The organism is Actinokineospora cianjurensis (assembly GCF_003663795.1).
Lineage (GTDB): Bacteria > Actinomycetota > Actinomycetes > Mycobacteriales > Pseudonocardiaceae > Actinokineospora > Actinokineospora terrae.
This window is the reverse complement of the sequence record NZ_RCDD01000003.1, coordinates 101,976-125,570: the sequence shown is the minus strand read 5'-3', so window position 1 is coordinate 125,570 and position 23,595 is coordinate 101,976. Positions and strand designations below refer to the sequence as shown.

The window sequence follows — 23,595 nt, the reverse complement described above, 5'->3', positions numbered from 1 at the left end:
CGTCAGGTCTCCCGGTTCACGTCGACGAGGACCTTGCCCGCCGTGGCCCTGGCGGCGATCGCGGCGTGGGCGGCGCCGATCTGGTCGAGTGGGACGATCCGGTCGATGTGGGCGCGCAGGTGGTGCCGTGCGGCGAGCCGGAACAGGTGGTCGGCGATCCGCCGCAGGAGTGTCCGGTTGTCGACCACATGTCGCATCCAGAACCCGGCGCAGCCGATGGAGCGGTCGGTGAGCTCCTCTGTGGTGACCGAGATGGTGCCCCTGCCCGGTTCGGGGGTGCGCCAGCCGTAGCTGACGAGCCTGCCGAAGGGAGCGAGGCCGCGGAGCAACTCCCGGGTCTGGTCGCCGCCGGTGGCGTCCACGACCAGGTCCACACCGCGACCGTCCGTCACGGCTCTTAGCTGTTCGTCGAGGTTCGTGGGCTGGAGGACCTCGTCGGCACCGAGCCCGGCGACCAGCGCGCGTTTGGCGGGTGTTGACGCGATCCCGATGACTCTTGCGCCTAGAGCGACCGCGATCTGGACCGCGAGATGTCCCACACCGCCCGCCGCGGCGGACACCGCGACTGTCTCACCCGGCTTCAGCCTTCCCGCCAGCGTCAACGCGCCGTACGCTGTCGCGCCCTGCTCGAAGATGCCGACCGCCTGCTCGTCGCTGATCCCGTCGGGCACCTCGACCGAGTGGGCGTCGTCAGCGGTCGCGACCTGCGCGTACCCGCCGCCGTGGCGCATCAGCACGACCACCCGCCGTCCGTCCCGCCGCCTCGTGCCCACGACGTCGACCCCAAGCACGGCAGGCAGTTCCGGCGGCGGACCGTCCCCGGCCCGCCGCTCCAGGTCGTCGAAGTTGATGCCCGCGAAGGACACGTCGACCAGGCTCTCGCCGTCCTCGGTCTCGGGGACCGGGACCCGCTCGACCTCGATCACCTCGGGGCCGCCGACCCGCCGCATCACCGCGGCGCGCATGAGGTGCATGGTCCTCTCCGTGGGGTCGGGCGGCGCGACTCCGCGCGTGGCTGTGGTCCTCGTGTCGGATGACCCTCGACGTGGATGTGCGGCGACGGCGGTCCGCTCCGCGGTGGGCCTGCCTGGGGCCCGCCCGGTGGAACTCCGCGCGTCAGCGGCGTGGTGTCGGCACGCCCTGTCTCCCATATCCAACGGCGATTCGCGCGACGAGATAAGACGCCGATCGGCTCCACTTTCGCAGCCGCTCGGATCAACAGCGCGGGAGTTGCCGGGCCGGTGTAGTCCGATCGGGTGCCGCGTCGGGGGTTCGATCCCTTCCGGGTGAGGTGCGGGGTCGGGGGCGTCGCGCACGCTGGCAGTGGTCGTCGGCCGCACCGAGCGAAGGAGACTGTGTGAACCGGTACCCGTTGATCGCCGAGCACGGGATGGTGGGCGACCTGCAGACAGCGGCGCTCGTCTCCGCCGAGGGCAGCGTCGACTGGTGGTGCGCGCCCCGGTTCGACTCACCCAGCGTGTTCGCCTCGCTCTTGGACAGCGAGCGCGGTGGGTACTGCCGCATCGCACCGGACCTGTCGGAAGACACGGTGGTGCGGCAGTTCTACCTGTCGGACACCGCGGTCGTGGTCACGCGCTTCATGGCACCGAGCGGGGTTGGCGAGCTGGTCGACTTCATGGCTCCCATCACCGACCGCGTGCCAACTGACCGTCACAGGCTCGTTCGGGCTGTGCGCGTCGTTAGGGGTACCTTGCCGTTCACCCTCACCTGCCGACCCCGGTTCGACTACGGCCGCGCCTCGCACACCCTGTCTCTTACCGGTGGCCGGTCCGCGGTGTTCCAGGGGCCGGGGACGGATCTGCACCTACAGGTCAGCGCGCCCATCGACCCACTGGCTGACGGTGACGACATCCAGGCGCGGTTTACCCTGTCCGAGGGGGAGAGCGCTGTCGTGGCGTTGACGAGCGTCAACAGTGGAGGCTCCGCGCCTGTGCCGCCCTCACCGCAGAGCGCGGCGGAGGAGCTGGAGAGGTGTCGCGAGTTCTGGTTGTCCTGGCTGCGTTCCTCGACCTACCGCGGCCGTTGGCAACAGATGGTCCACAGGTCTGCCATCACGCTCAAGCTCCTCACCTACCACCCGACGGGCGCTCCGATCGCCGCCGCGACTCTTGGCCTACCGGAGCAGATTGGTGGGGAACGCAACTGGGACTACCGGTACACCTGGATCCGTGACGCGTCGTTGTCCGTGCGGGCTCTTATCGACTTGGGGTTCACGGAAGAGGCGCACGCGTACCGGCGTTGGCTGCGTGACCGTGTCGACGAAGGTACCGCCACCGGTGAACCGTTGCAGATCATGTACCGGGTGGACGGTAATCCGAACTTGCAGGAGGAAGTCCTCCCGCATCTGGAGGGCTACCGGGGGTCTTCGCCTGTGCGGGTGGGGAACGCGGCCGCCGGTCAGATGCAACTGGACATCTATGGGGAGGCGGCGGACGCGCTGGCCCAGGTGGGCGACATGGCCGGGATCGAGGGCTGGCGCTCGTTCTCGGGGATGCTGGACTGGCTCGCGGCCAACTGGGACCAACCGGACGAGGGGATCTGGGAGACCCGCGGCGGCCAACAGGAGTTCACCTACAGCCGCCTGATGACCTGGGTCGCGTTCGACCGCGGCATCCGCGCCGCTACCACCCACTCCCGCCCCGCCGACCTACCCCGCTGGACCGCGGCCCGCGACGCCGTCTTCGACCAGATCACCACCCGAGGCTGGAGCCCCGAACGCCGCGCCTACGTCCAGCACTACGCAACCGACGTCCTCGACGCCTCGCTGCTCCTCATGCCCCGCATGGGTTTCCTGTCCCCACAGGACCCGTCTTGGCTGTCCACTCTGGACGCGATGACCGAAGACCTGGTCAGCGACAGCCTCGTCTACCGCTACGACCCCGCAGCATCCCCGGACGGCCTGGCAGGCTCCGAGGGCACCTTCAACCTCTGCAGCTTCCTCTACATAGAAGCCCTAGCCCGCTCCGGCCGCCTAAACCAAGCCCACTACGCTTTCGACAAACTCCTGACCTACTCCAACCACGTGGGCCTCTACGCCGAGGAGATCGGGCCCACTGGAGAGCAGTTGGGCAACTTCCCCCAAGCCTTCACCCACCTATCCCTCATCGCCGCGGCCCTGGCCCTGGACACCCACCTGGACCACCCCACCCCCTGAACGGCAGGCCCGGCGGCCAACCCCTCCGCCGGGCCCGCCTTACCTGTCAGCCTCTGCCGTCCACAGGCGCGGCCGCAGAAGTCGAGAGCAGGTCGATGGCTTTGGCGGCGGCATGGTGACGCTCCCAGGGCTCGCCGTTGTCCAGCAGGCGTCGCAGGACTCGGGGGAATCCTGTTCGGCATCTGCCGATCACATCGAGCCTGCCGCGATGGGGCTCAGCCCACCGGGTGGCCTCTCGGGATGATGATGTGGCCGTTGCTGTCGATGCTGGGGTACGGGGCGCGGTCGACGGGGTAGTCGTAGAAGTCGTCGCCGCGGGTTGTGGGGAACTCGAGGATCTCGTCGAGGACCGTGTCGTGGCCGTGGTCGGGGTGGTGGTGGGTGCGCCAGTCGGTGAGGGTGTCGGGGTGTTCGCCCACCGGGACCGTGGGTTGGGGGAGGCCGATGAGCGGGCCGGTGCCGCCCGGGTGGGCTTCCTCCGGGCGGGTGAGCAGTGTGCTGTGGGAGCCGTCGTTGGTGGCTTGGTATGCCTCCCAGGACGGGAAGCGGGTGACCTTGCCGTTGACCTCGGCCGGGCCGTGGCCGCCGTGCGGGTCGATCACCACGTCGCCGCGCACCGAGATGTTGGCGTCCTGCGCGATCTGGGGCGACAGCGGATTGGCCGCGTCCACCCGTAGTCGGACCCGGCCCGCGGCATCCTGCTCCACACCCACCGACGGATTGCCCACCTCGACGTCGCCGTTGGTCGCGTGCGAGGCGTTCTGCCGCACTACGACGACGCCAGTCTCGTAGTCCACGTAGAACGACACGCGGCTCTGGTCCGGACGAGCGGACCGGTCGAACCCGCGGTTGTCGCCCTTGTCGAACAGCGTGCCGTCGAGCTTCGGGTTGAGCACCTCGTCGCCGCCGATGAACGCCGAACCGTGCACCACGCCCGCACCGGGGACCGGGGTGATCCGGATGACGACCACGCGGGCGTTCAGGTCGCGGTTGGTCGCGTCGCCGCCCTGCAGGTCCAGTGCCTCGGCCATGAGCTTGTCGTTGGCGGACACCGGGTCGCGGCCGTAGACCGAGCGGAACAGCGCGTCACGGCGGAGGTCGGCGTCGCCGGGCTGGTCGACCGGTCCCGCGTCCGGTCGCACGATGCCCGGCATGCTCCGGATGGTCTCGGCCTCCGCGCGCAGCACCCGCTCGTACGCCCGGATGTCCGCCTCCAGGATGGCGTTGAGGCCGAGCGCCTCGTCGAGGATCGGCCTGGTCAGGTCCAGCACGATCTCCTTGGCCTTCGCCTTGAGGTCGACCCCGGTGGCCTTCTTGAGGGCCCAGTTCGCGATGCCCGCCCCGGACAGGACCGAGATGGCGTCGTCGGCGATCGACAGCGCCCGGTCCAGGGCGGCCCCCAGCCGGTTCGCCGTGTCGACCAGGTCCCTGGCCTGCTCCTGCACCTTGATCAGCGCGATGCACACCGCGCGGAACGACACCTCCGACGCCGCGAACTGAGCCGCCTGCTCGTACCGCTTACCGCTCGCCGTCTTGAGCCTGGCCACGGCAGCGTCAGCGGCCGGTCCGGTCCACACGGCTGCTAGCGCGTCGGCGAGTTCGGCCAGTTCGCGACCGGTGGCGCTGGTGGTGGCCTGCGCGGCCTCGCACAGCCGGGCGCGCGCGTCGAGGTCCGCCGGTTTGCCGCTGAGCACCCGGTCGGCGAGGTCGCGGATGTCGTCGATGCCGAAGTACTTGAAGACGTTCATCCCAGCCCACCGATGATCCGCCCGAGTGCCCGCGCGGTGGCCGTGTCGTCCCCGCTGTAGGCAGCCGCGGTCTCCCGCAGCTTCCTGGCGAACCCGGCCACCTCGACCTCCGACGCCACCAGATCCTCGAACCGCGTCTGCGTCCAGTCGAAGTGCCCCTGCTGGTACACCGCCGTCGCCTGCACATCACCAACCTGCGGCGGCGCGGCGCACGCACCCTGGAGCCGGACGGCGAGCTCCTCGGTCCGCTTGGCGAGATCGTCCAGTGCGGTCGCGCCCTCGGCTAGCTTGCCGAGTTCCGCGGCGAATCCGGTCACGCTGGGGCCTTTCCGGTGCTGACGGGGGACGGGCGGCAGCATCCTCGCGTGATTCGTACCGCGTACGCCCGGGATCCGCCTCGGTTCACCCGATCGGTGGTCGTAGGCTGACCCCAGGAGGGCGAAATGACCGAAACCACGGCGGCCGAGGTGCTGGCCGAGCTGACCGCACTGGACGACCCGAGGTCACGCGCGGTGAACGAACGCCACGGCGACGACCACGGCGTCAACCTCACCAAGCTGCGCGCCCTGGCCAAGCAACTCAAGACCCAGCACGCCCTCGCGTGCGAACTATGGGCAACAGACGACACCGCCGCCCGCCTGCTGGCGACCCTGATCTGTCGCCCCAAGGAGTTCCCACTCGCCGAACTGGACGCGATGCTCCGCCAGTCCCGCACCCCCAAGACCCACGACTGGCTGGTGAACTACGTCGTCAAGAAGTCCCCGCACTGCGAGCACCTACGCCTAACCTGGCTCGCCGACCCCGATCCCGTGGTCGCGAGCGCAGGCTGGTCCCTCACCGTCGAACGCGTGGCCAAGACCCCCGATGGCCTCGACCTGCCAACCCTGCTCGACACCATCGAAGCCGAGATGAAACCCGCCGCCGCCCGCCTCCAATGGGCCATGAACCACTGCCTGGCCCAGATCGGCATCACCCACCCCCACTACCGCCCCCGAGCCCTCTCCATCGGCGAACGCCTGGAAGTCCTCAAGGACTACCCGACCCCACCCAACTGCACCTCCCCTTACGCCCCCGCCTGGATCACCGAGGTAGTCCGCCGCCAGAACGCCAAGTGACTCCCGGGCGCGAACTGCCGGCTCGGCCATCAGCCGGTGACTGCCGTTGTTCCAACTCTCGGCGTGAGTATCCGGCCTGTCCGGGCGGTTCGATACCAGCGTTCGACTCCTCGTCGATCTCGGCCCAGCCGGGCCCGTGGTGGTGGCTCCGTTCGGTTTCCCTTGCCTGCCACTAGGTGAAGACCTTGCGTTTGAGGATCGCCCACATGACCTTGCGGCGAAGTCCACTCGGAGAGTTCCACCATGCCTTCCGGCGCTGCTGACCAGGTGCAGGGCGGTGTCGCCTCGGTCGCGGGCCTTCCGCACGCCTGTCCGGTCCATCTCGCGTGCGGGGTCGCACCCACAGGCAATCGAGAGTGACGTGGATCACTGCTCGTGTGGCCTTGGGGTGGGCGGGTGGGTGAGCAGGGTCTTTTGTTCGCAGCGCAAACACGTGGTGGGGGCCGGTTGCCGGGTTCGATACTTCGGCGTGCTGGGTGGTGCGGGTTGGTCGATGGACTGCGGGGTGGGGTCGTGGGCTGGAAGCGCAGGTGGTCGTCGTGATGCCTCCGGAGTTGGGGACGGCGGTGTTCGGGGTGTATGCCACGCGGGCGTTGCACCTTGCTGACAAGGCCGGGGTGTTCGTCTACCTCGCCGATCACGGGGGCGCGACGTCGGGTGATGTGGGTGGCGCGCTGGGGGTGGATCGGGAGACTCTGGAGCGGTTGTTGCTGGTTCTGGTGTCGTTGCGGGTTGTTGAGCGTGACGGCCAGGGCGGGCACCGGCTGCCCGAGGATGCGCGGCCCTACCTGGACAAGCGCGAACCGCAGTACGTGCTCGGGTTTGTTGATCACTTGCTGGGGAGTGCCGCGGAGCAGTTCGGGGTCTTGGCGGACTACCTCGCGCGGGGGAAGAAGGCCGTGGATGCTGAGCGGCCCGCGCCGTTTGATGAGTTGTATCGGGATGTGGCCTCCACGAGGCGGTTCCTCGATGCTATGTGGCAGTTGAGTTTCCATGTCTCGCACGAGTTGGCGGGGCTTGCCGAGCTCGGTGAAGCACGAAGGCTCGTCGATGTCGGTGGGGCTAGTGGGCCGTTCTCGGTGGCGGCGTTGAGCATCTACCCGGAGCTGACTTCCACCGTGTTCGATTTGCCTGAGGTTGAGCAGTTCCTCAAGGAGACCGTGGACCGGTACCGGCTGGAGGGCAGGCTCGGGTTCGCGTCGGGCAGCTTCTTCACCGATCCGCTGCCCGAGGGGGACACCTTCGCGTTCGGCTACATCCTGTCCGACTGGGACGACAAGACCTGCGCCGCCCTGTTACGCAAGGCGTACGACGCCTGTGTGCCTGGTGGGCGGGTGCTGGTCATGGAGCGGTTGTTCGACGAGGGCCGCACCGGCCCGTTGCCCACCGCGGTGATGAACCTGTCGATGCACTTCGAGACCGAGGGGCGCCATCGCACACCCGCGGAGTACACAGACCTGTTGCGGGGTGCAGGTTTCACCGAGTGCGCGGTGCGCCGCTCCAGTGCCGACAAGCACCTGGTGATCGGCCGCCGCGTCTGAGTACCCGAGACCGATGAGGGGACCATGCACCCTGACACCGCGCTCCACACTGGACTGCAACGGCTGCCCGGCAGTGCCGAGGAGCTGGCCACCCGGCTCGCCAGTACCGCTCTCTCGGAACTGACCCGCGACGAGATCGACGCCCTGTCCCGCACCTACGACGACGCCCTGGCCGGACCGTCGACCGACGAGAACGAGACCCTGCGGCTGCTGACCCGGCCGTTCAGCACGCGGCTGGTCATCCCCGAGTACTACCGCTACACCGCGCTGCACGTGCACGACTGGTTCATCGCCCGCCAGGACGACGTCGTGGCCGGATGTCTGCTCGCCGCGCACGCCACCCTGGCGGAACTGGCCAGGATCGAACACGAGGAAGCCGCCAGGCACACGGTCGTCCCCGAGCACATCGCCGAGCGGATCCGCAGGCTGGAATCGCTGATCGACCACGTGGGCAGCCTCGCCGTGACACCCGGCACCACGACCGACGACCTCGTGCGCGCCGCGTGGCTCGACGAGCGCAAGCAGCGGCAACTGCTGGTGCTCAAGCGTTGTTGCGGCCTGCGGCGCTCGGACAAGCATGACGAGCACGCCTTCATCCGCGCCGTCCTGGCCTGCGAACTCGCGTTCTACCTGGTGCGCCACTGCGCCCGCCGGGTGCTGGCCGCCCTGCGCGGGGACAGGTCACGACTGGGGTTCCTGGTGGGCCAGGTCGCCGCGTTCGCCGACCTGATCAACCGCGTCTTCCACATGCTCAAGACCCTGTCGCCGGAGCTGTTCCTGGGCTTCCGCGACGCGACGGGTGACGCCAGCGCTCTCCAGTCGTTGAACTACCACCTGATGGAGTTGGTGCTCTACGGCTACGACGAGCGCAAGCTGGAGACCTACACCCGGTTCGCCCACCTCGACCAGATCAACAACGCCCGGCTGCGCGAACTCCAGTCCCTGCGCGATGCCGCACTGTCCGGTGTGGACAGCAGATTGACGCGGGGTTTCGCTGAGGTCGAGCAGCACCTGCTCGTCCTGCGCGGCAGGCACTACGGCCTGGGCCGCACCTACCTGCCCGACATCGCGGGCTCCGGCGGCACCGATGGCGCCGCCTACCTCAAGCGCTACGTCGACAAGACCGGCCTGCGCTCCGGCGACCTGGTCGACGACGCCGACGAGCTGATCACCCGCTACGCCTTCTGCTAGCCCCCGAGAACCGGCCGCGCACCACGGCGGCCGGTTCTCGGGCACCAGGATCAGTAGATGACCCTCGACTCGGCCGTCAACCGCGCGTGCCGGGACTTGCGCAGGTCCCTGGTCACGTTCAACCGCCGCAACCACCGGTCGGTGCCGTCGAACCGGGCCTGGAACGGCTTTCGACCGTGCACCACGCGGTAGTTGTCGATGAACACGATGTCCCCGGGCTCCAGCACCACCCCGCCCATCGCCTTGTCCACCGCGGCACCGATGGTGTCCAGCGCCCGCTGCTCCTGCTCGCCCTGCACGTCCTTCATGTAGTGCGGGTCCAGCCGCAGGTACGGGTCGTCGGGCGAGCCGAACAGCACCGCGACCGGCTCGGGAGAACTCAAGGCGTTGTCGACCCGCTCCAGGCTCCGGCGCCGCAACTCGACCACGCGCGGGTCCGCCCCGGCATCGCCCGCGCCCGCGTTCTCCGGGCGGTGCGAGTCGTCGGGCAGGATGAGGTAGCGCTCCTGCGACAACGCCGCCCGGGTCTCGTCGTCGATGACCACGTCGGCGATGTCGGCCGCGGTGGTCTCGACGCCGTCCGGGTTGCGCAGGCACATCAGCGCCAGGTAGTCGGTGCGCAGCGGGTGGAACGCGTCCTCGGTGTGCCAGACCAGCAGTTCCTCGCTGCCCCAGCCGATCTGGTCGTGCTTGTGCCCCGCCATCGGGAACACGTCGTGCATGATCCGGCCGTCCTGCTGGGTGGCCCAGCCGATCGGTTCCCCGAGCAGGCAGCTGATCAGGAAGAACGCGATGTCGTGGCGCAGCGTCGTGCCACCGTCGCGCGGGGCCCGCCAGTCGGCGGGGGTCGGGCCGAGCGCGCCGTCGTGCACCGGGAGGCCGGCGACGACGAACACCCCGGACGGCTCGCTCATCCGGAAGTCCACCAGGGCCTGGCGCAGCCGCCGGGGCAGTTCGTGGGCGTGCAGCTGGCTCGCGCGGTGGAACTCCGGGTCCTCCACCGAGGAGAACCGGCTCGCCACCTCCCGCACGACCTTGTCGACCTCGACGATGTCCTGTTCGGTGAGTTCAAGTCGGATCAAGGCGGGTTCCTCCTGCCGGACGGGGTTTTCGGGAAGCGGCGCAGGGTCGGGCTGAGCGAGGCGCCGACGGCGGCGACGGCCAGCAGCACCGCGCAGGCCGGGATGCCCGTCCGCGCGCTGCCGGTGACCGTGATCAACAGGCCGCCGACCAGCGGTCCCGCCGTGCCCGCCAGGTCCGTGCACAGCCCGACCACGCCGGAGAGCCTGCCGCGCAGCTCGTCCGGGACGCTGGTCAGCTGGTAGGTCATCACGGTGGTGCCCGCGATCGGGAAGAACGCCGCGGCAACGCCGAGCAGGACGCCCAGCGACAGTCCGGCGGGCACCACCGACATCATCCCCACCACCACGGCGAACACCCAGGACGCGCCGACCACGATCACCCCGGGGCGCACCGCGGCGTGCACGGGGCCCGCTGCGAGCGACCCGACCAGGCCGCCCACGCCGAGGCAGGCCATGGTCAGCCCGATCTCGCCGTAGCCGACACCGTCCACACCGGACACGATGAGCACAGTCACCACCAGCGCGTGGAAGCCGAGGTTCACCGCGAACAACCACAACGCCGTCGCGCGCAACAGGGGTTGCCGCAGCAGCCACCTGAACCCGGCGACCGACCGGCGCTCCGGTTCGGTGGAAACCACGGCGACGCGGGGCAATCGCAGAGTCAGCAGCACCGCGAACGACAAGGCCAAGACCGCCGCCTCGATGGAGAACGGCCACACCTGGTGCAACGCGAACGTGGCACCCGCCAGCACCGGGCCGATCAAGACCGCCGCGAACGGACGAGCGGCATTGCGCGCGAGAGCGTCGGACAGCTGGGAAACGGGCACGACCTGAGGGAGCGCGGCGTGCTCCGCGGGCTGGAATACCGATCCACCAACACCTTCGACCGCCGCGACCACCAACACGACCGCGAAGGAGTACGCACCCGTGGCCAGTGTGACGACCATGCCCACCATCGCCAACGCCCGAGCCCCTTGGGCCACCAGCATGAGGACCCGCCGGTCACACCGGTCCGCGAGCACCCCGGCGGGAACACCGCAGGCCATCCTGGTGCCCGCCAACACGGCGGCGACCGCGGCGACCTGCGCGGCGGACCCGCCGTGCGCCAGCACCAGCAGCGGCAGCGCGATGTAGGCGACCTCGCTCGCCAACTCGGCCAGCAGCATGCTGGACCACAGCACGTGGTAGCCGCGGTTGCGGGACAGGGGAACCGCGTCGACGACTGGGTTCTCGGTGATCGCCGCCTCCCGCGGGGTGCGCACTGCCTGCGCCGAGATCGTGCGCCGCCGCGACCCCGCGGGCCAGGTCTTCAACTCCACGGCGAAACCGGGAGGCAGCGCGCCGGGCGCCGGACCATCGTGTTTTGCCCGGCGGTCAATGTCGTGGACCGCGCGGCGGCCGGGCGGGCACGCTCGGGGGACGCCACGACACCGGACGCCCGACTGGTCCAACCCGTGCGCGGGGGCCGCGGCGGCGCCCACCAGGGCCCGCCTGCCTCGATTCCTATCCCGGTGACCCCCGCGGTCGCCGGTGAGCCCGACCCGTACCGGGCTCCAAGCACGCCTACACCGCCCACCGCAGAGTCGCCGAGGTGCTTGTGAACAGAATGTCCCTGGCCACGCCCGCCACGCAGGCGGAGGCCACCGCGCAGAACCTGACCCAGTTCGAGACGCTGGCGCTGAGCAGCAGGCTCAACCTGGCCGACGGACACGCCCGCCAGGAGTTGACCCCGCCGCAGCGGCGCGTCATCGACGACCTGCCCGCCCTGTGGGTCGAGGCCGCCGAACGGCCCGTCGACGAGATCGAGCGCGCCGCCTGCCACGCCTTCCTCGGCGCGCTCGGCCAGCACAGCCACCCGTTCGACGACGGCAGGGTGCTCGCCTGCTACTCGTCCTCGCTGGCCATGGAGATCTTCGCCCGCGCGCTGGCCACCGAGAGCGACGCCATCGCGCTGATCCACCCCACCTTCGACAACATCCCCGACATCCTGCGCGGCGTCGGCCTGCGCCTGGTCCCGGTCGAGGAGGACGCGCTGCACGACGGGCCGCTGCCGACCGAGCTGCTGAACCGGGTCGGCTGCGTGTTCGTCACCACCCCGAACAACCCCACCGGCCGGGTGCTGCCCGAGGAGCGGCTGCGCGGCCTAGCCGAGCAGTGCGCCGAGCACGGCGTCGTGCTGACCCTGGACACCTCGTTCCGCGGCTTCGACACCGACGCGCACTACGACCACTACGCGGTGCTCGAGGCCAGCGGCTGCCGCTGGGTCGTCATCGAGGACACCGGCAAGCTGTGGCCGACCCTGGAGCTCAAGATCGGCTGGCTCGTCCGCTCGACCGATGTCGGTCTCCCGCTGGAGAAGATCCACTCCGACATCCTGCTCGGTGTCTCGCCGCTGGTGCTGCTGATGGTGCAGAGGTTCGCCGAGGACGCGGCCGGTGGCGGCCTGGCCGACCTGCACCGGCACATTGCCGACAACCGCGCGCTGCTGCGCAACAACCTGGCGGGCGTGCCCGACATCAGCTTCGTGGACACCTTCAGCCGCACCAGCGTCGACCGGCTGCACGTCGGCGCCCGCCAGGGCCTCGACGTCTGGAACGCGGTGCGCGAGCACCAGCTCTACCTGCTGCCCTGCCAGAAGTTCCACTGGGCCAACCCGTCCGAGGGCGCGCACACCCTGCGCGTGGCGCTCTCCCGCAACCCGCTGGCGCTGAGCACCGGCGCGCAGGTGCTGCGCTCGGTCCTCCTGGCCGGGTGACGGCCGCGCACCGAGCCGGGGCGCTCTCGCACACCCGGCGCTGGGACACCACCGTCGTCCAGGCGGTGTCCCGGCCCGGGGTGCTCGACCTCGGACCCGGCTACCTCGAACCGGACCTGCTCCCGGTCGACCTGGTCCGCGACGCCTACGCCACCGCGCTGGCGGAGTTCGGCGCCGCGGCCCTGTCCTACGGCGCGGACCAGGGCAACGAGGTGCTGCGGGCGGGACTGGCCGCGCGCGAGGCCGCCGCGTCCGGGTACCCCTGCGGGCCCGAGCACGTGCTGGTCACCGCCGGGACCTCCCAGGCGCTGCACCTGGTCGGCACGGCGATGGCCGCCCCGGGTGACACCGTGCTGGTCGACCGCCTGTCCTACGACTTCGGCAGGCGCGTCCTCACCGACCACGGGCTCCGGCTGCGCGAGGTGCGCCTCGACGAGGGCGGGATGGACCCCAGGGCGCTGCACGAAGCGCTCACCGCCGAGCGCGCCGCGGGCAGGCACGTCGGCTTCGTGCTGCTGAACCCGACCTTCCACAACCCCACGGGAACCCTCGTCGGCACCGACCGCCGCCGCGAACTGCTCGCGGTGGCGGCCCTGCACGGGGTCCTGGTCGTCGAGGACGACGCCTACGCCGAACTCGGCCTCGACGGCACGGACCTGCCGCCATCGCTGGCGTCGCTCGCGGAGTACGACGGCGTGATCCGGCTGGGCACCTTCGCCAAGACCATCGGGCCCGGTCTTCGGTTGGGGTGGCTCGTCGCCCACCCCGCCGTGGTGACCGGGCTCGCGCGGCGGGGCACGTTCGTCAGCGGCGGGTGCGTGAACCACACGACCTCACTCGCGATCGCCACCCTGGTCCGCGACGGCCACTACGACCGGCGCCTGGACTGGCTGCGCGCCTGCCTGCGGGAACGCCGGGACGCGCTCGTCAACGCCCTGCGCGCCGAGGCGGACGACCTGGCGGAGTTCACCACCCCCGGCGGCGGCTTCTTCCTGTGGTTGCGGTTCCCCCCTGAACGCACCGAGGCCGACCTGCTCGCCGCCGCGGCCGCGGTCGGGGTCAACGCCGCGGCGGGCTCCCGCTTCGGCACCACGGCCGGACCCGCCATCCGCCTCGCCTACAGCTTCACCCCACCCGACGGACTGGCCGAGGCCGCCGCCCGGCTCGCCGCCGCCTGGCGCCCCACCGCCGGACCTGGCCAGAGGAGACACCCATGACCCAGTCACCCACCCTCGCACCCATTCCCGGCCCACCCGCCCACCCAGCACCCATGCCCAGCCCGCCCACCCGGACCGGCCCAGGCGGCTACAGCCTGCCGCTGTCGCCGTCCGGCCGATCGTCGATGCTCACCCCGCCGCCCTGGCACTTCGCAGGCGAGGTCGTGATGGTCGACTACCGCGTCGACCCGGACGCCGCCGCGCGCTTCCTGCCGCCGGAGCTGGAACTCGGCCCGGACCCGGGCGCCGCCGCCGCGATCTGGGCGCAGTGGCAGTGGTGCTCGGAGTCGGCCGACGAGCTGACGTCGCCGCGGCGCTGCCAGTTCGGGGAGTTCCTGATCCTGCTGGCCTGCGAGCACCGCGGCAGGCCGATGGCCCGGTGCCCGTTCGCGTGGGTCGACCACCCGGTGCCGATGGTGCGCGGCTGGGTCCAGGGCATGCCCAAGCAGCTGGGCGCCATCCACCAGACCCGGCCCATGCGCGTCGGCTCGGCCGGACCGAGGCTCGGCGCCGCGGGCCGGTTCGACGGCACGGTCGCCGTCGAGGGCAGGCAGATCGCCGAGGCGAGCGTCGTGGTCACCGAGGAAGCCGTGCAGCCGCCCGCGCTGCACACCGTCCCGCTGGTGCACACCAGGACGTTCCCCGCGTGGCTGCCCGGCGAGCAACCGTTGGCGCAGCTGGTGTCCTCGACGGTCACCGACGTCGAGTTCTCCGAGGTCTGGTCGGGCAGCGCGAGCCTGCGCCTGGACGGCGACGCGATCCCCGACCTCGGCCTGCTCGCCCCCGTGGCGGTCGGCGCCGGGCACGTGTTCGGGTACGCCGAGACCCTGCACGGCGGTTCGGCGCTCAGCTGATCGCTGACGATCGCTCAGTCACGGCCGAAAATTGCCAACCCGGGAATCGTCGACCAGGCAATCGCCAGAAAGGGTGATGCCACACCCTGAAAGTGTGAAGCGGTCATCGAGAATTCGCGTTCCCTTTGTGGCCCGGGTCCCGGCAACGGGACCCGGGCGTTCGGCCTGCGCGCCGACTCTACCCGCGAATCCACTGTGCCGCCCCGGATCCACCGGTGTTCTGCTCGCGCTACACTCGGCCAATGGCGAAATCGGGGGTACTGCAGTACGCGGTGCAATTGGATTCGGTCACCAAGAAGTACCGCTCCGGCCGCAATGAGGTCCACGCCCTGCGCGGCATCACAGCCGCATTCCCGACTGGGTCCTTCACCGCGGTGATGGGGCCTTCCGGTTCCGGGAAAAGCACCTTCCTCAACTGTGTCGCCGGACTCGACCACCCGACCTCCGGGCACATCCTGCTCGGCGGGACCGAGCTGTCCGGGCGCACCGAGGCGCAGCTGACCGAGTTCCGCCGCGACCGCATCGGCTTCGTGTTCCAGGCGTACAACCTGCTCAGCGCGCTCACCGTCGAGGACAACGTGACCATGCCGCTGCGGTTGGCCGACGCCCCCGTCGACCACCAGCACCTGTCCTTCGTGCTGTCCGCCGTCGGGCTCGCCGAGCACCGGACCCGCAGGCCCAACCAGCTCTCCGGCGGCCAGCAGCAGCGCGTCGCCATCGCCCGCGCGCTGATCACCCGGCCCGACCTGGTGTGCGCGGACGAGCCGACCGGCGCGCTCGACAGCCGCACCGGCCGCCAGGTGCTGGCCCTGCTGCGCCAGGTCGTCGACGAGATGGGCCAGACCGTGCTGATGGTGACCCACGACCCGGTGGCCGCCGCCCAGGCCGACACCGTCGTCTTCCTCGCCGACGGCCAGTTGGCTGGCGAGCTGCGCGCGCCCACCCCCGAGCAGGTCGCCGAGCGGATGACCCGCCTGGGGGAGGCGTGAGCCGCCGCGAACGCAAGCAGGAGCGCGAGGACGGCCGCAAGCAGGCCAAGCAGGCAGCCAAGGACGGTCGCAAGGCGGACCGGAAGCGGGCCAGGCAGGACAAGCGCGCGCACCGCCGGGGTCGGCGCAGGCGCGACCTGGCACTGGCCTGGACCACGATCAAGGGCCGCCGGGGCGGTTTCGCCGCCGCCTTCATCGCCGTGCTGTTCGGCTCGGCGGTCATCTGCGCCTGCGGGATCCTGCTGGAGAGCGCGCAGAGCTCCGGCGTCCCGACCGAGCGGTACCACGGTGCGGCGCTGGTCGTCGGCGCCCAGCAGGACCTGCCCGTCGAGGGCGACATCAACCCGCGCTTCGCCGAGCGCGCCACGCTGCCCGCCGACCGGGTCGGCGCCATCGCGGGCGTTCCCGGTGTCACCGCGGCCATCCCGGACACCACCGTCGCGCTGACCGTCGTCACCGACAACGGCACCGCGGGCGCCCCGGACGGCAGCCCCGCGCTCGGCCACGGCTGGGGCAGCGCCCCGCTCGGCCCGTTCACCACCACCCAGGGCAGGGCACCGACCGGACCGGACGACGTCGTGCTCGACACCGCGCTCGCCGACCGCGCGGGCGCCGGTGTCGGGTCGGACGTCCGGCTGGCGGTCGGTTCGCGGGTGTCCACCTTCCACGTCACCGGCCTGGCCGCGCTCTCCGGCGCCGGGCTCGACCGGCAGGCGGCCGCGTTCTTCACCGACGACCGGGCCAGGCAGCTGACCGGCCACCCCGACCGGGTCGCCGCGGTCGGGGTGCTCGCCGCGCCGGACACCGACCTCGACGAACTCGCCGACGCCATCCGGGCCGCTGTCCCGGAACTCGTCGTCTACGCCGACGCCGACCGCGCCGAGGCCGAGTTCCTCGACATCGGCCAGACCCGCTCGGCCCTCACCGAACTCGCCCTCGCCTTCGGCGGCAGCATGGTCGTGGTGATCATGCTGGTGGTGGCCAGCACCCTCGCCCTGTCGGTGCGCCAGCGGATGCGCGAGCTGGCCCTGCTGCGCGCCATCGGCGCCACCCCGAAGCAGGTGCTCGGCATGATCGCCGCCGAGACCACCGTGGTCGGGGTCGCGGGCGCGGTCATCGGTGTCATCCCCGGCATCGCGCTGGCGAGCCTGTTCCAGCACGCGTTCACCCTCTTCGGCGCGATACCACCGGACTTCGAGCTGAGCTACGGCCCGCTGCCGTTGCTCGCCGCCGTCGTGCTGTGCGTGATCGGTGCCCGGCTCGGTGGGTGGCTCGCCGCCCGGCGCGCGGCGAAGGTCAAGCCGGTGGAGGCGCTGTCGGACGCCGCGGTCGAACCGCCCGAGCTGGGCTGGCTGCGCCTGGCGTTCGGCTGGCTGCTCATCCCCGCCGGGCTGGCCGCGGCGATCGTGCTGCCGCTGGTGCTGCCCGGTGAGTCCGCCGCCGAGGGCGCCGCCAGTTCGGCGTTCCTGCTGGTGTTCGCGATCGCCCTGCTCGGGCCGAGGCTGCTCGTCGGCGCGGTGGCCCTGCTCGGCCCCCGGCTCAACCGCGCCTCCGACGTCAGCGGGTTCCTCGCGACGGCCAACGCCCGGGCCAACTCCCGGCGGCTGGCAGCGGCGACAACACCGCTGATCATGGGCATCACGCTGGCGGCCGCGCAGCTGTTCAGCGCCACCACCGCCGACGCGGCCGCGCAGGAGCAGGCCGAGGCCGGGCTGCGCGCGGACTACACGATCACCTCGTCGTCCTCGGGCATTTCCGCCGATGTCGCGGCCGAGTTGCGTGGTGTCGACGGCGTCGGGACCGTGACCCCGGTCGTGCGGAGCCAGGCCATCGCGATGTTCCTGTCCGACGACAGCCCGCAGTACCGGCCCTACGCCGTACAGGGCGTCGACCCCGCCGGGATTGACCGGACGATGGACCTCGGCGTCCTGCACGGCGACCTGGGGCAGTTGCGCGACGACAGCACGGTCGCGCTCAGCAGGCTCGCCGCGGGCACCCTCGACGCGTCCATCGGGTCCACCGTGGAGATCCACCTCGGCGACGGCACCCAGATCAAGCCGAAGGTCGTCGCCCTCTACGAGAAGGGGCTGGGCCTGGGCGACGTCACCCTGCCGCACAAGGTCGTCCTCGACCACACCACCAACCACGTCGACACCTCCGTGCTCGTCTCGGCCGCGAGCGGGGCGGATGTCGCTGCCCTGGGCGACGCGTTGCGGGCCGCGGTGTCGGGATCGCCGACGCTGCGGGTGGACGACCGGAGCGCGTTCATCGCCGCGCGGGGCGAGGAGAGCGGCGACTCGGCGATCGGCTTGGTGCTCAACGGCGTGCTCCTCGGCTACCTGGCGATCATCGTGGTCAACACCCTGGTGATGGCGACGGTGTCCCGGTTCCGCGAGTTCGCCCTGCTCCAGCTGATCGGGGCGACCCGCGAGCAGGTGCGGGCGATGATGCGGGGCGAGACCAAGGTGATCGTGGCCGCCGCGATCATCACCGGCAGCCTCGCCGCGCTGCCCTCGCTCATCGGCACCGCCCTGGGGTTGACCGGCTCGCTGGTGCCGTCGATCCCGCCGCTGACCTACCTCGCCATCGTCCTGGCCGCGGCGCTGCTGGGCTGGTCGGCGATCATGGTGTCCACCCGGATCGCGATGCGGCCGTTGCCGGTGGAGGCGATCGGCGGGCGCGAGTGAGCGGCTGACTCCTCGGAGTTTTCCCGAGGAGTCAACGGCGTGGCTCCGCCAGGAGCCCTGCGGGAGGCTGGTCGCACCGACGACCACCCGGGGGCGCCATGTCCGACCAGCCGGTACTGTCCACACCGGACGCCGCGGAACGCGCCCGGCTTCGGCTGCCCACGGACCGGCCCCGGGTGTCGGCCGGACCGCGCTCGCGCGCCGAGCACCGGGCGGGACTGCCCAAGGACCTGGTGTACCGGCTGCGCATGTTCGGTGTCCGCCGCGGCACCTCGTTGTTCGTCCTCGTCGCCGCGGCCAGCGAGATCGTGTTCGCCCGGTACACCGGAGAGCGCGACTTCGTGGTCGGGGCGAGTGTCGGCGGCGGCGCACCGGTCCCACTGGTGTCCACAGTGGATGGTGCGGAGTCGTTCCACACCTTCCTCGGCGGCGTGCGCAGGGCGGTGCTGGACGCCCGCGGCCCGCTCGAGTCCGACCCGACCGTGCTGCTGGTCGAGGGCGAGCCACCCCAGACCCCGGTGGACCTCGTCGTCTCCGTGGTGGAGCACGGCGAGACCGTCGAGTTGGTGATCGGCTACGACGCCGCCCTGTTCGACGCCACCACCGCCGAGCGGCTCGTCGGCCACCTCACCACCCTGCTGGCGGGCGCGCTCGCCGACCCCGGCCGCGCGGTGTTCCACCTGCCCTTGGTCACCGGCGCCGAGCGGCACCGGCTGCTGCTGGACTGGAACGACACCACCGCCACCTACCCGGCCCACCGGACGCTGCCCGACATCGTCGCCGAGCACGCCCGGCGCACCCCGGACGAGCCCGCCGTCGTCGCCGACACCGGCACGCTCACCTACGCCGAGCTCAACGCGCTGGCCAACCGGTTGGCGCACCGGCTGATCGCCGCGGGTACGCGACCGGAGTACCGGGTCGGCGTCCTGCAGGGCCGCGCCCCGCACGTGGTCGTCTCGGTGCTGGCGGTGCTCAAGGCGGGCGGCACCCTCGTCCCGATGCACCACGGCCAGCCCGACGACCGCCTCCGCTGGGTGCTCGACGAGACCGGCGCCGTCGCCGTGCTGACCGACCGCGCCATGTCCGCCCGCGCGGTGGCCACCGGGGTGCCCGCGATCGTCGTGGACGAGCCCGACCCCACCGAGTGGCCGGACACCGACCCCGACCTGGTCGTGCACCCGGACCAGGTGGCGTACGTGATGTACACGTCCGGCTCGACCGGCACCCCGAAAGGCGCCGCCGTCACCCACCGCGATGTCGTCGCCCTGGGCTGGGACGAGCGGATGCGCGCCGACGCGCACCGGGTGGTGCTGTTCCACAACTCGCACGCCTTCGACGCCCTCACCTACGAGGTGCTCGTCCCGCTGATCACCGGCGGCCGGACCGTCGTGGCCCCCGACCAGCTCACCCCGCGCCTGCTCGCCCGGCTGATCGCCGACCACGGCGTGACCAGCTCCTGGATCACCGCCGCTCTCTTCGCCCAGTTCACCGACGAGGACCCGCGTTGCTTCACCGGCATGCGGGAGATCTGGACCGGCGGTGAGGCGCCGTCGCCCGCCGCGCTGGAGCGGGCACTGACCGCCTGCCCCGACGTCGTCCTGGTCAACGGGTACGGCCCGACCGAGTGCACCACCTACTCGACGTCGCACCGCCTCAGCCTCGCGGAGGTCAAGGCAGGCAGCACACCGATCGGGCGCCCTCTGGACAACACCCGCGCCTATGTCCTCGACGAGTACCTGGCGCCGGTCCCGACCGGCGCTCCCGGTGAGCTGTACCTGGCGGGGGAGGGGCTGGCTCGCGGGTACTTCGGCAAGCCCGGCTTCACCGCCGAGCGGTTCGTGGCCGATCCGTTCGGCTCCGGCGGCAGGCTCTACCGCACCGGTGACGTCGTGCGGTGGAACAGCGCGGGCGAGCTGGAGTTCGTGGGCCGGACCGACGACCAGGTCAAGCTGCGCGGGTTCCGCATCGAGCTGGGCGAGATCGACACCGCGCTGTGCCTGCACCCCGCGGTCGGCGAGGCCGTCACGGTCGTGCACGAGGCGGGCGAGGCGCGCACCCTGGTCGCCTACGTCGTGTCGACTGGTGTGGACGAGGACACCCTGCGCGACTTCCTGACCGAGCGGCTGCCCAGTTACATGGTCCCGTCGCGGTTCGTGGCACTCGACAGCATGCCCATCACCGTGAACGGCAAGGTCGACCGCCGCGCGCTGCCCGACCCGAACGCCGTGGCCACCGCAACCCTTGTCGCCCCGCGCACCGACGCCGAGCGAGCGCTGGCCGAGGTGTGGTGCGAGTTGCTGGGCCTGGACCGGGTGAGCGTCACCGACAGCTTCTTCGCGCTCGGCGGCGACTCCATCCTCACCATGAAGGTGGTGAACCGGGCCCGCGCCCGTGGCATCGCCCTCACCGTCGAGGACGTGTTCGACACCCCGACCATCGCCGAACTCGCCGCGGTCGAGAGCGCGCCACCGGCCACAGTGGACATCGAGCCCACGCTCCGACCGGATCTCGACCACCTGGCCGAGCGCCTCGGCGGCGGGGTCGAGGACGTGTACCCGTTGACGGCCATGCAGAGCGGCATGCTGTTCGACACCCTGATGGCCCCCGACGCCCGCCTGCACGTGGTCCAGATCGTGCTGGAGGTCGGCTCGGTGGACGACCCGGCCGTGTTGGACCGGGCTTGGCAGCATGCCGCGACCCAGCACCCGGTCCTGCGCACCGCTGTCGTCTGGGAAGGGGTCGACGCCCCGGTGCAGGTCGTCCGCCGCCAAGTCCGGACCCCGGTGACGCACGTCGACCTGCGCGCCGAGGCGGACCCCGCCGAGCAGGTGAACCGGCTGCGCGAGCGGGAGAAGGCGACCGGGTTCGACCTCGCCGCCCCGCCGCTGCACCGGATCACCCTGGCCAGGACGACCGACGCGGACATCACGATCATCTGGACCCTGCACCACATCCTGCTCGACGGCTGGAGCTCCGCCGAACTCATCCGCGACGTGTTCGACGCCTACACCGCGCTGCGGGCGGGGACCGGGCCGCAGCCGGTGGTCCGGCGGCCGTTCCGCGACTTCGTGGCCTGGGCGGACCTGCCCGTCGCGGCGGCGGCCGAGGCGCACTGGCGGCAGCGGATCTCGGGCCTCGGCACGCCGACCGCCCTCCCGGAGGTGGCGCCCCGCGACGACACCCACCGGCCTTGCGCGACGGCACGCGTCGACCGGGACGTGCCCGCCGCGGTGGTGGCGGACCTGGGCCGGTTCGCCCGCGGCCACGGCCTCACGGTCAACACCCTGGTCCAAGGCGCCTGGGCGGTGCTGCTGTCCCGGCACACCGCGCGCGGGGACATCTGCTTCGGCACCACCGCGACCGTGCGGCCCACCGACCTGGCCGACGTGGACTCGGTGGTCGGGCCGCTGATCAACACCCTGCCGACCCGGGTGGAGGTGGACGAGCGGCGGGACCTGCTGCCCTGGTTGCGGGACCTGCAGGCCGAGCAGGTCGCCGCGCGCCGGTACGCCTCGGTGCCGCTGCCCAGGATCCAGGGCTGGAGCGGGGTGCCGTCCGGGGCCAACCTGTTCGACACCATCGTCGTGTTCCAGAACTACCCGTTCGACCGCGGCGCGGTGGCGGCGGGCCTGCGGCTGCGGTCCTTCGACGTGGAGTTCACCTCGAACTTCCCGATCGCGCTGTGCGTGCTGCCCGGCGACGAGATGTCCATCCAGATCCTGCACGACCCCGCCCTGTTCGACACGGCCACTGTCGAGCGGATCTCCGCCCACCTCATCACCCTGCTCGAATCCCTGGCGCGGCAGGGCGATGACGCTGTTCTCGGCGACCTGCGCATGCTGACCGACGCCGAGCAACGCACGATCATCGACCAGTGGGGCGCGGCGACCGACACCGGTCAGCGCGTCCACGAGGTGATCGCCGAGCGAGCACAGTCCACACCGGACGACATCGCACTGGGCTCCGGCCTCACCTACGCCGAACTCGACGGCCACGCCAACCGGCTCGCCCGATTCCTGCTGCGCCAAGGCATCGGACTCGGCACGGTCGTCGGCATCGGACTCGAACCCGGCGCGGACCTGGTGACCGCCGTGCTGGCCACGGTCAAGACCGGCGCTGCTTACCTGCCTCTCGACCCGACATATCCGGTGCGCCTGCTGGCCACCGCCATCGCCGGAGCACGCCCCGCCGTCGTCCTCACCACCGACGACCACGCGGGAATCCTGGCCGCAGCGGGCGCCAAGACCGCGATCATGAACCAGCCCGCCGTCTTCGACCACCCGGACACCGCGCCCGACCCGATCGGCGGCCCGGACGACCTCGCGGCCATCAGCTACACCGCGGACCCCGAGGGCACGCCACGCGCCGTGCTCCTCACCCACCGCGCGTTGGCCGCACCGGAACTGCTGGCCAGCGGGGGAGCGGCCGTCCTGGGCGGACGCGGTGTGGTGCGGGTCCTCGACGCGCGGCTGCGGCCCGTGCCCGCCGGGGTGGTCGGTGAACTCCACGTCGATGCCCGGGCCTGGGGTTACCTCGGCCGCCCCGGCCGCACCGCCCAGCGGTTCGTCGCCGACCCGTTCGGCGACGGCACCCGGCTGCACCGGACCGGCGAACTCGCCCGCTGGAGCGCTGAGGGCGCGTTGGAGGTCGTCGGCCGCACCGACGAGCAAGTGGTGGTCCAGGGGACTCGGGTCGAACCGGCCGAGGTGGCGCTCGTCCTGCGCGGCCACAGCGGCGTGCGGGACGCGGCCGTCGTCGTCCGCGCTGACGACACCGGGTCCGCCCGGCTCACCGCCTATGTCGTCGCGGTCCCCGGCGGACCCGCCCCCACCGGGCGTGATCTCAAGACGCACGTCGCCGACCACCTGCCCGCCGCTGCCGTGCCCGCGTCGATACGGCTGGTGCCCAAGCTGCCGGGGCACCAGGGCAGGCAGGGGCCGACCGCGCCGGAGTCCACCTACCTCGCGCCGCGCAACCCGACCGAGGAAGCGCTGTGCCTGCTGTGGTCGGACGTGCTGCACGTCGACCGGGTGGGCGCCGACGACGACTTCTTCCGGCTGGGCGGCGACTCGATCACCAGCATCCGGCTCGTCTCCCGGATCCGGTCCTCGTTCACCGTCGACCTCTCCCCGCACGACCTGTTCGACCGCCCCCGGCTGGCGGAGTTGGCCGCGGTGATCCAGGAGCGGGTGCTGGACCGGCTGCTGTCCGCGCCCGGCGCCTGAGCGGGACTTGGAAGGG

General features: G+C 71.5%; 15 protein-coding genes. 10 read left to right on the top strand and 5 right to left on the bottom strand.

The window, feature by feature from the left end:
• Positions 1-2 precede the first annotated feature (2 nt).
• Entirely contained in the window at positions 3-974 is a 972-nt protein-coding gene (locus tag CLV68_RS20275; RefSeq protein ID WP_211346694.1) for a quinone oxidoreductase family protein, read from the bottom strand.
• A gap of 383 nt (positions 975-1,357) precedes the next feature.
• Between CLV68_RS20275 and CLV68_RS20270 the strand changes: the two genes are divergently transcribed.
• Positions 1,358-3,175: a glycoside hydrolase family 15 protein gene (locus tag CLV68_RS20270; protein ID WP_121392492.1), complete on the top strand. Its 1,818-nt coding sequence runs from the start codon at positions 1,358-1,360 to the stop codon at positions 3,173-3,175.
• A 215-nt stretch (positions 3,176-3,390) separates the two neighbouring features.
• Here CLV68_RS20270 and CLV68_RS20265 read toward each other — a convergent pair whose 3' ends face one another.
• Both CLV68_RS20265 and CLV68_RS20260 read right to left on the bottom strand, forming a co-directional pair.
• Positions 3,391-4,923, bottom strand: a complete 1,533-nt coding sequence (locus CLV68_RS20265; RefSeq protein WP_121392491.1) for a hypothetical protein — start codon at positions 4,921-4,923, stop codon at positions 3,391-3,393.
• Positions 4,920-5,240: a hypothetical protein gene (locus CLV68_RS20260; RefSeq protein WP_121392490.1), complete on the bottom strand. Its 321-nt coding sequence runs from the start codon at positions 5,238-5,240 to the stop codon at positions 4,920-4,922. Before CLV68_RS20260 ends, CLV68_RS20265 begins: the two co-directional genes overlap by 4 nt.
• Before the next feature lie 126 nt (positions 5,241-5,366).
• On the opposite strand from CLV68_RS20260, the gene CLV68_RS20255 reads away from it, so the two are divergent.
• The 3 genes from CLV68_RS20255 (at position 5,367) to CLV68_RS20245 (ending at position 8,770) form a co-directional block, all read left to right on the top strand.
• Complete coding sequence (locus tag CLV68_RS20255; protein ID WP_121392489.1) at positions 5,367-6,038, top strand: DNA alkylation repair protein; 672 nt, start codon at positions 5,367-5,369, stop codon at positions 6,036-6,038.
• 542 nt (positions 6,039-6,580) lie between these two features.
• Complete coding sequence (locus CLV68_RS20250) at positions 6,581-7,579, top strand: methyltransferase (RefSeq protein ID WP_121392897.1); 999 nt, start codon at positions 6,581-6,583, stop codon at positions 7,577-7,579.
• 24 nt (positions 7,580-7,603) lie between these two features.
• Positions 7,604-8,770, top strand: a complete 1,167-nt coding sequence (locus CLV68_RS20245) for a tryptophan 2,3-dioxygenase family protein (protein ID WP_121392488.1) — start codon at positions 7,604-7,606, stop codon at positions 8,768-8,770.
• 50 nt (positions 8,771-8,820) lie between these two features.
• Here CLV68_RS20245 and gntD read toward each other — a convergent pair whose 3' ends face one another.
• Both gntD and CLV68_RS20235 read right to left on the bottom strand, forming a co-directional pair.
• Positions 8,821-9,852: a guanitoxin biosynthesis L-enduracididine beta-hydroxylase GntD gene (gene gntD / locus CLV68_RS20240; protein WP_121392487.1), complete on the bottom strand. Its 1,032-nt coding sequence runs from the start codon at positions 9,850-9,852 to the stop codon at positions 8,821-8,823.
• Complete coding sequence (locus CLV68_RS20235; protein ID WP_211346693.1) at positions 9,849-11,171, bottom strand: MFS transporter; 1,323 nt, start codon at positions 11,169-11,171, stop codon at positions 9,849-9,851. Before CLV68_RS20235 ends, gntD begins: the two co-directional genes overlap by 4 nt.
• A gap of 287 nt (positions 11,172-11,458) precedes the next feature.
• Here CLV68_RS20235 and mppP point away from each other — a divergent pair, with 287 nt between their 5' ends.
• The 6 genes from mppP to CLV68_RS20205 all read left to right on the top strand — a co-directional run bounded on the left by mppP (position 11,459) and on the right by CLV68_RS20205 (position 23,579).
• The gene (mppP, locus tag CLV68_RS20230) at positions 11,459-12,607 is read left to right on the top strand and encodes an enduracididine biosynthesis enzyme MppP (RefSeq protein WP_121392486.1); all 1,149 of its coding nucleotides are present in this window, start codon (positions 11,459-11,461) and stop codon (positions 12,605-12,607) included.
• A complete protein-coding gene (locus tag CLV68_RS20225) occupies positions 12,604-13,824 on the top strand; it encodes an aminotransferase class I/II-fold pyridoxal phosphate-dependent enzyme (protein ID WP_170224485.1) in 1,221 nt (406 codons plus the stop codon). Before mppP ends, CLV68_RS20225 begins: the two co-directional genes overlap by 4 nt.
• Positions 13,821-14,678 (top strand): enduracididine biosynthesis enzyme MppR, encoded by an 858-nt coding sequence (gene mppR / locus CLV68_RS20220; protein ID WP_211346691.1) that lies wholly within the window; start codon positions 13,821-13,823, stop codon positions 14,676-14,678. The genes CLV68_RS20225 and mppR overlap by 4 nt, the downstream gene beginning before the upstream one ends.
• A gap of 242 nt (positions 14,679-14,920) precedes the next feature.
• Entirely contained in the window at positions 14,921-15,667 is a 747-nt protein-coding gene (locus CLV68_RS20215; protein WP_121392483.1) for an ABC transporter ATP-binding protein, read from the top strand.
• Positions 15,664-18,354 (top strand): ABC transporter permease, encoded by a 2,691-nt coding sequence (locus CLV68_RS20210; RefSeq protein WP_121392482.1) that lies wholly within the window; start codon positions 15,664-15,666, stop codon positions 18,352-18,354. Before CLV68_RS20215 ends, CLV68_RS20210 begins: the two co-directional genes overlap by 4 nt.
• A gap of 98 nt (positions 18,355-18,452) precedes the next feature.
• On the top strand, positions 18,453-23,579 hold the full coding sequence (locus tag CLV68_RS20205; protein WP_121392481.1) for a non-ribosomal peptide synthetase: 5,127 nt from the start codon (positions 18,453-18,455) through the stop codon (positions 23,577-23,579).
• The last annotated feature ends 16 nt before the right edge of the window (positions 23,580-23,595 follow it).

Coding starts and splice junctions, on each gene's coding strand:
- CLV68_RS20275 (WP_211346694.1), bottom strand. CDS start 974: ATGCACCTCATGCGCGCCGCGGTGATGCGGCGGGTCGGCGGCCCCGAG.
- CLV68_RS20265 (WP_121392491.1), bottom strand. CDS start 4,923: ATGAACGTCTTCAAGTACTTCGGCATCGACGACATCCGCGACCTCGCC.
- CLV68_RS20255 (WP_121392489.1), top strand. CDS start 5,367: ATGACCGAAACCACGGCGGCCGAGGTGCTGGCCGAGCTGACCGCACTG.
- CLV68_RS20250 (WP_121392897.1), top strand. CDS start 6,581: ATGCCTCCGGAGTTGGGGACGGCGGTGTTCGGGGTGTATGCCACGCGG.
- CLV68_RS20245 (WP_121392488.1), top strand. CDS start 7,604: ATGCACCCTGACACCGCGCTCCACACTGGACTGCAACGGCTGCCCGGC.
- mppP (WP_121392486.1), top strand. CDS start 11,459: ATGTCCCTGGCCACGCCCGCCACGCAGGCGGAGGCCACCGCGCAGAAC.
- mppR (WP_211346691.1), top strand. CDS start 13,821: ATGACCCAGTCACCCACCCTCGCACCCATTCCCGGCCCACCCGCCCAC.
- CLV68_RS20215 (WP_121392483.1), top strand. CDS start 14,921: ATGGCGAAATCGGGGGTACTGCAGTACGCGGTGCAATTGGATTCGGTC.
- CLV68_RS20205 (WP_121392481.1), top strand. CDS start 18,453: ATGTCCGACCAGCCGGTACTGTCCACACCGGACGCCGCGGAACGCGCC.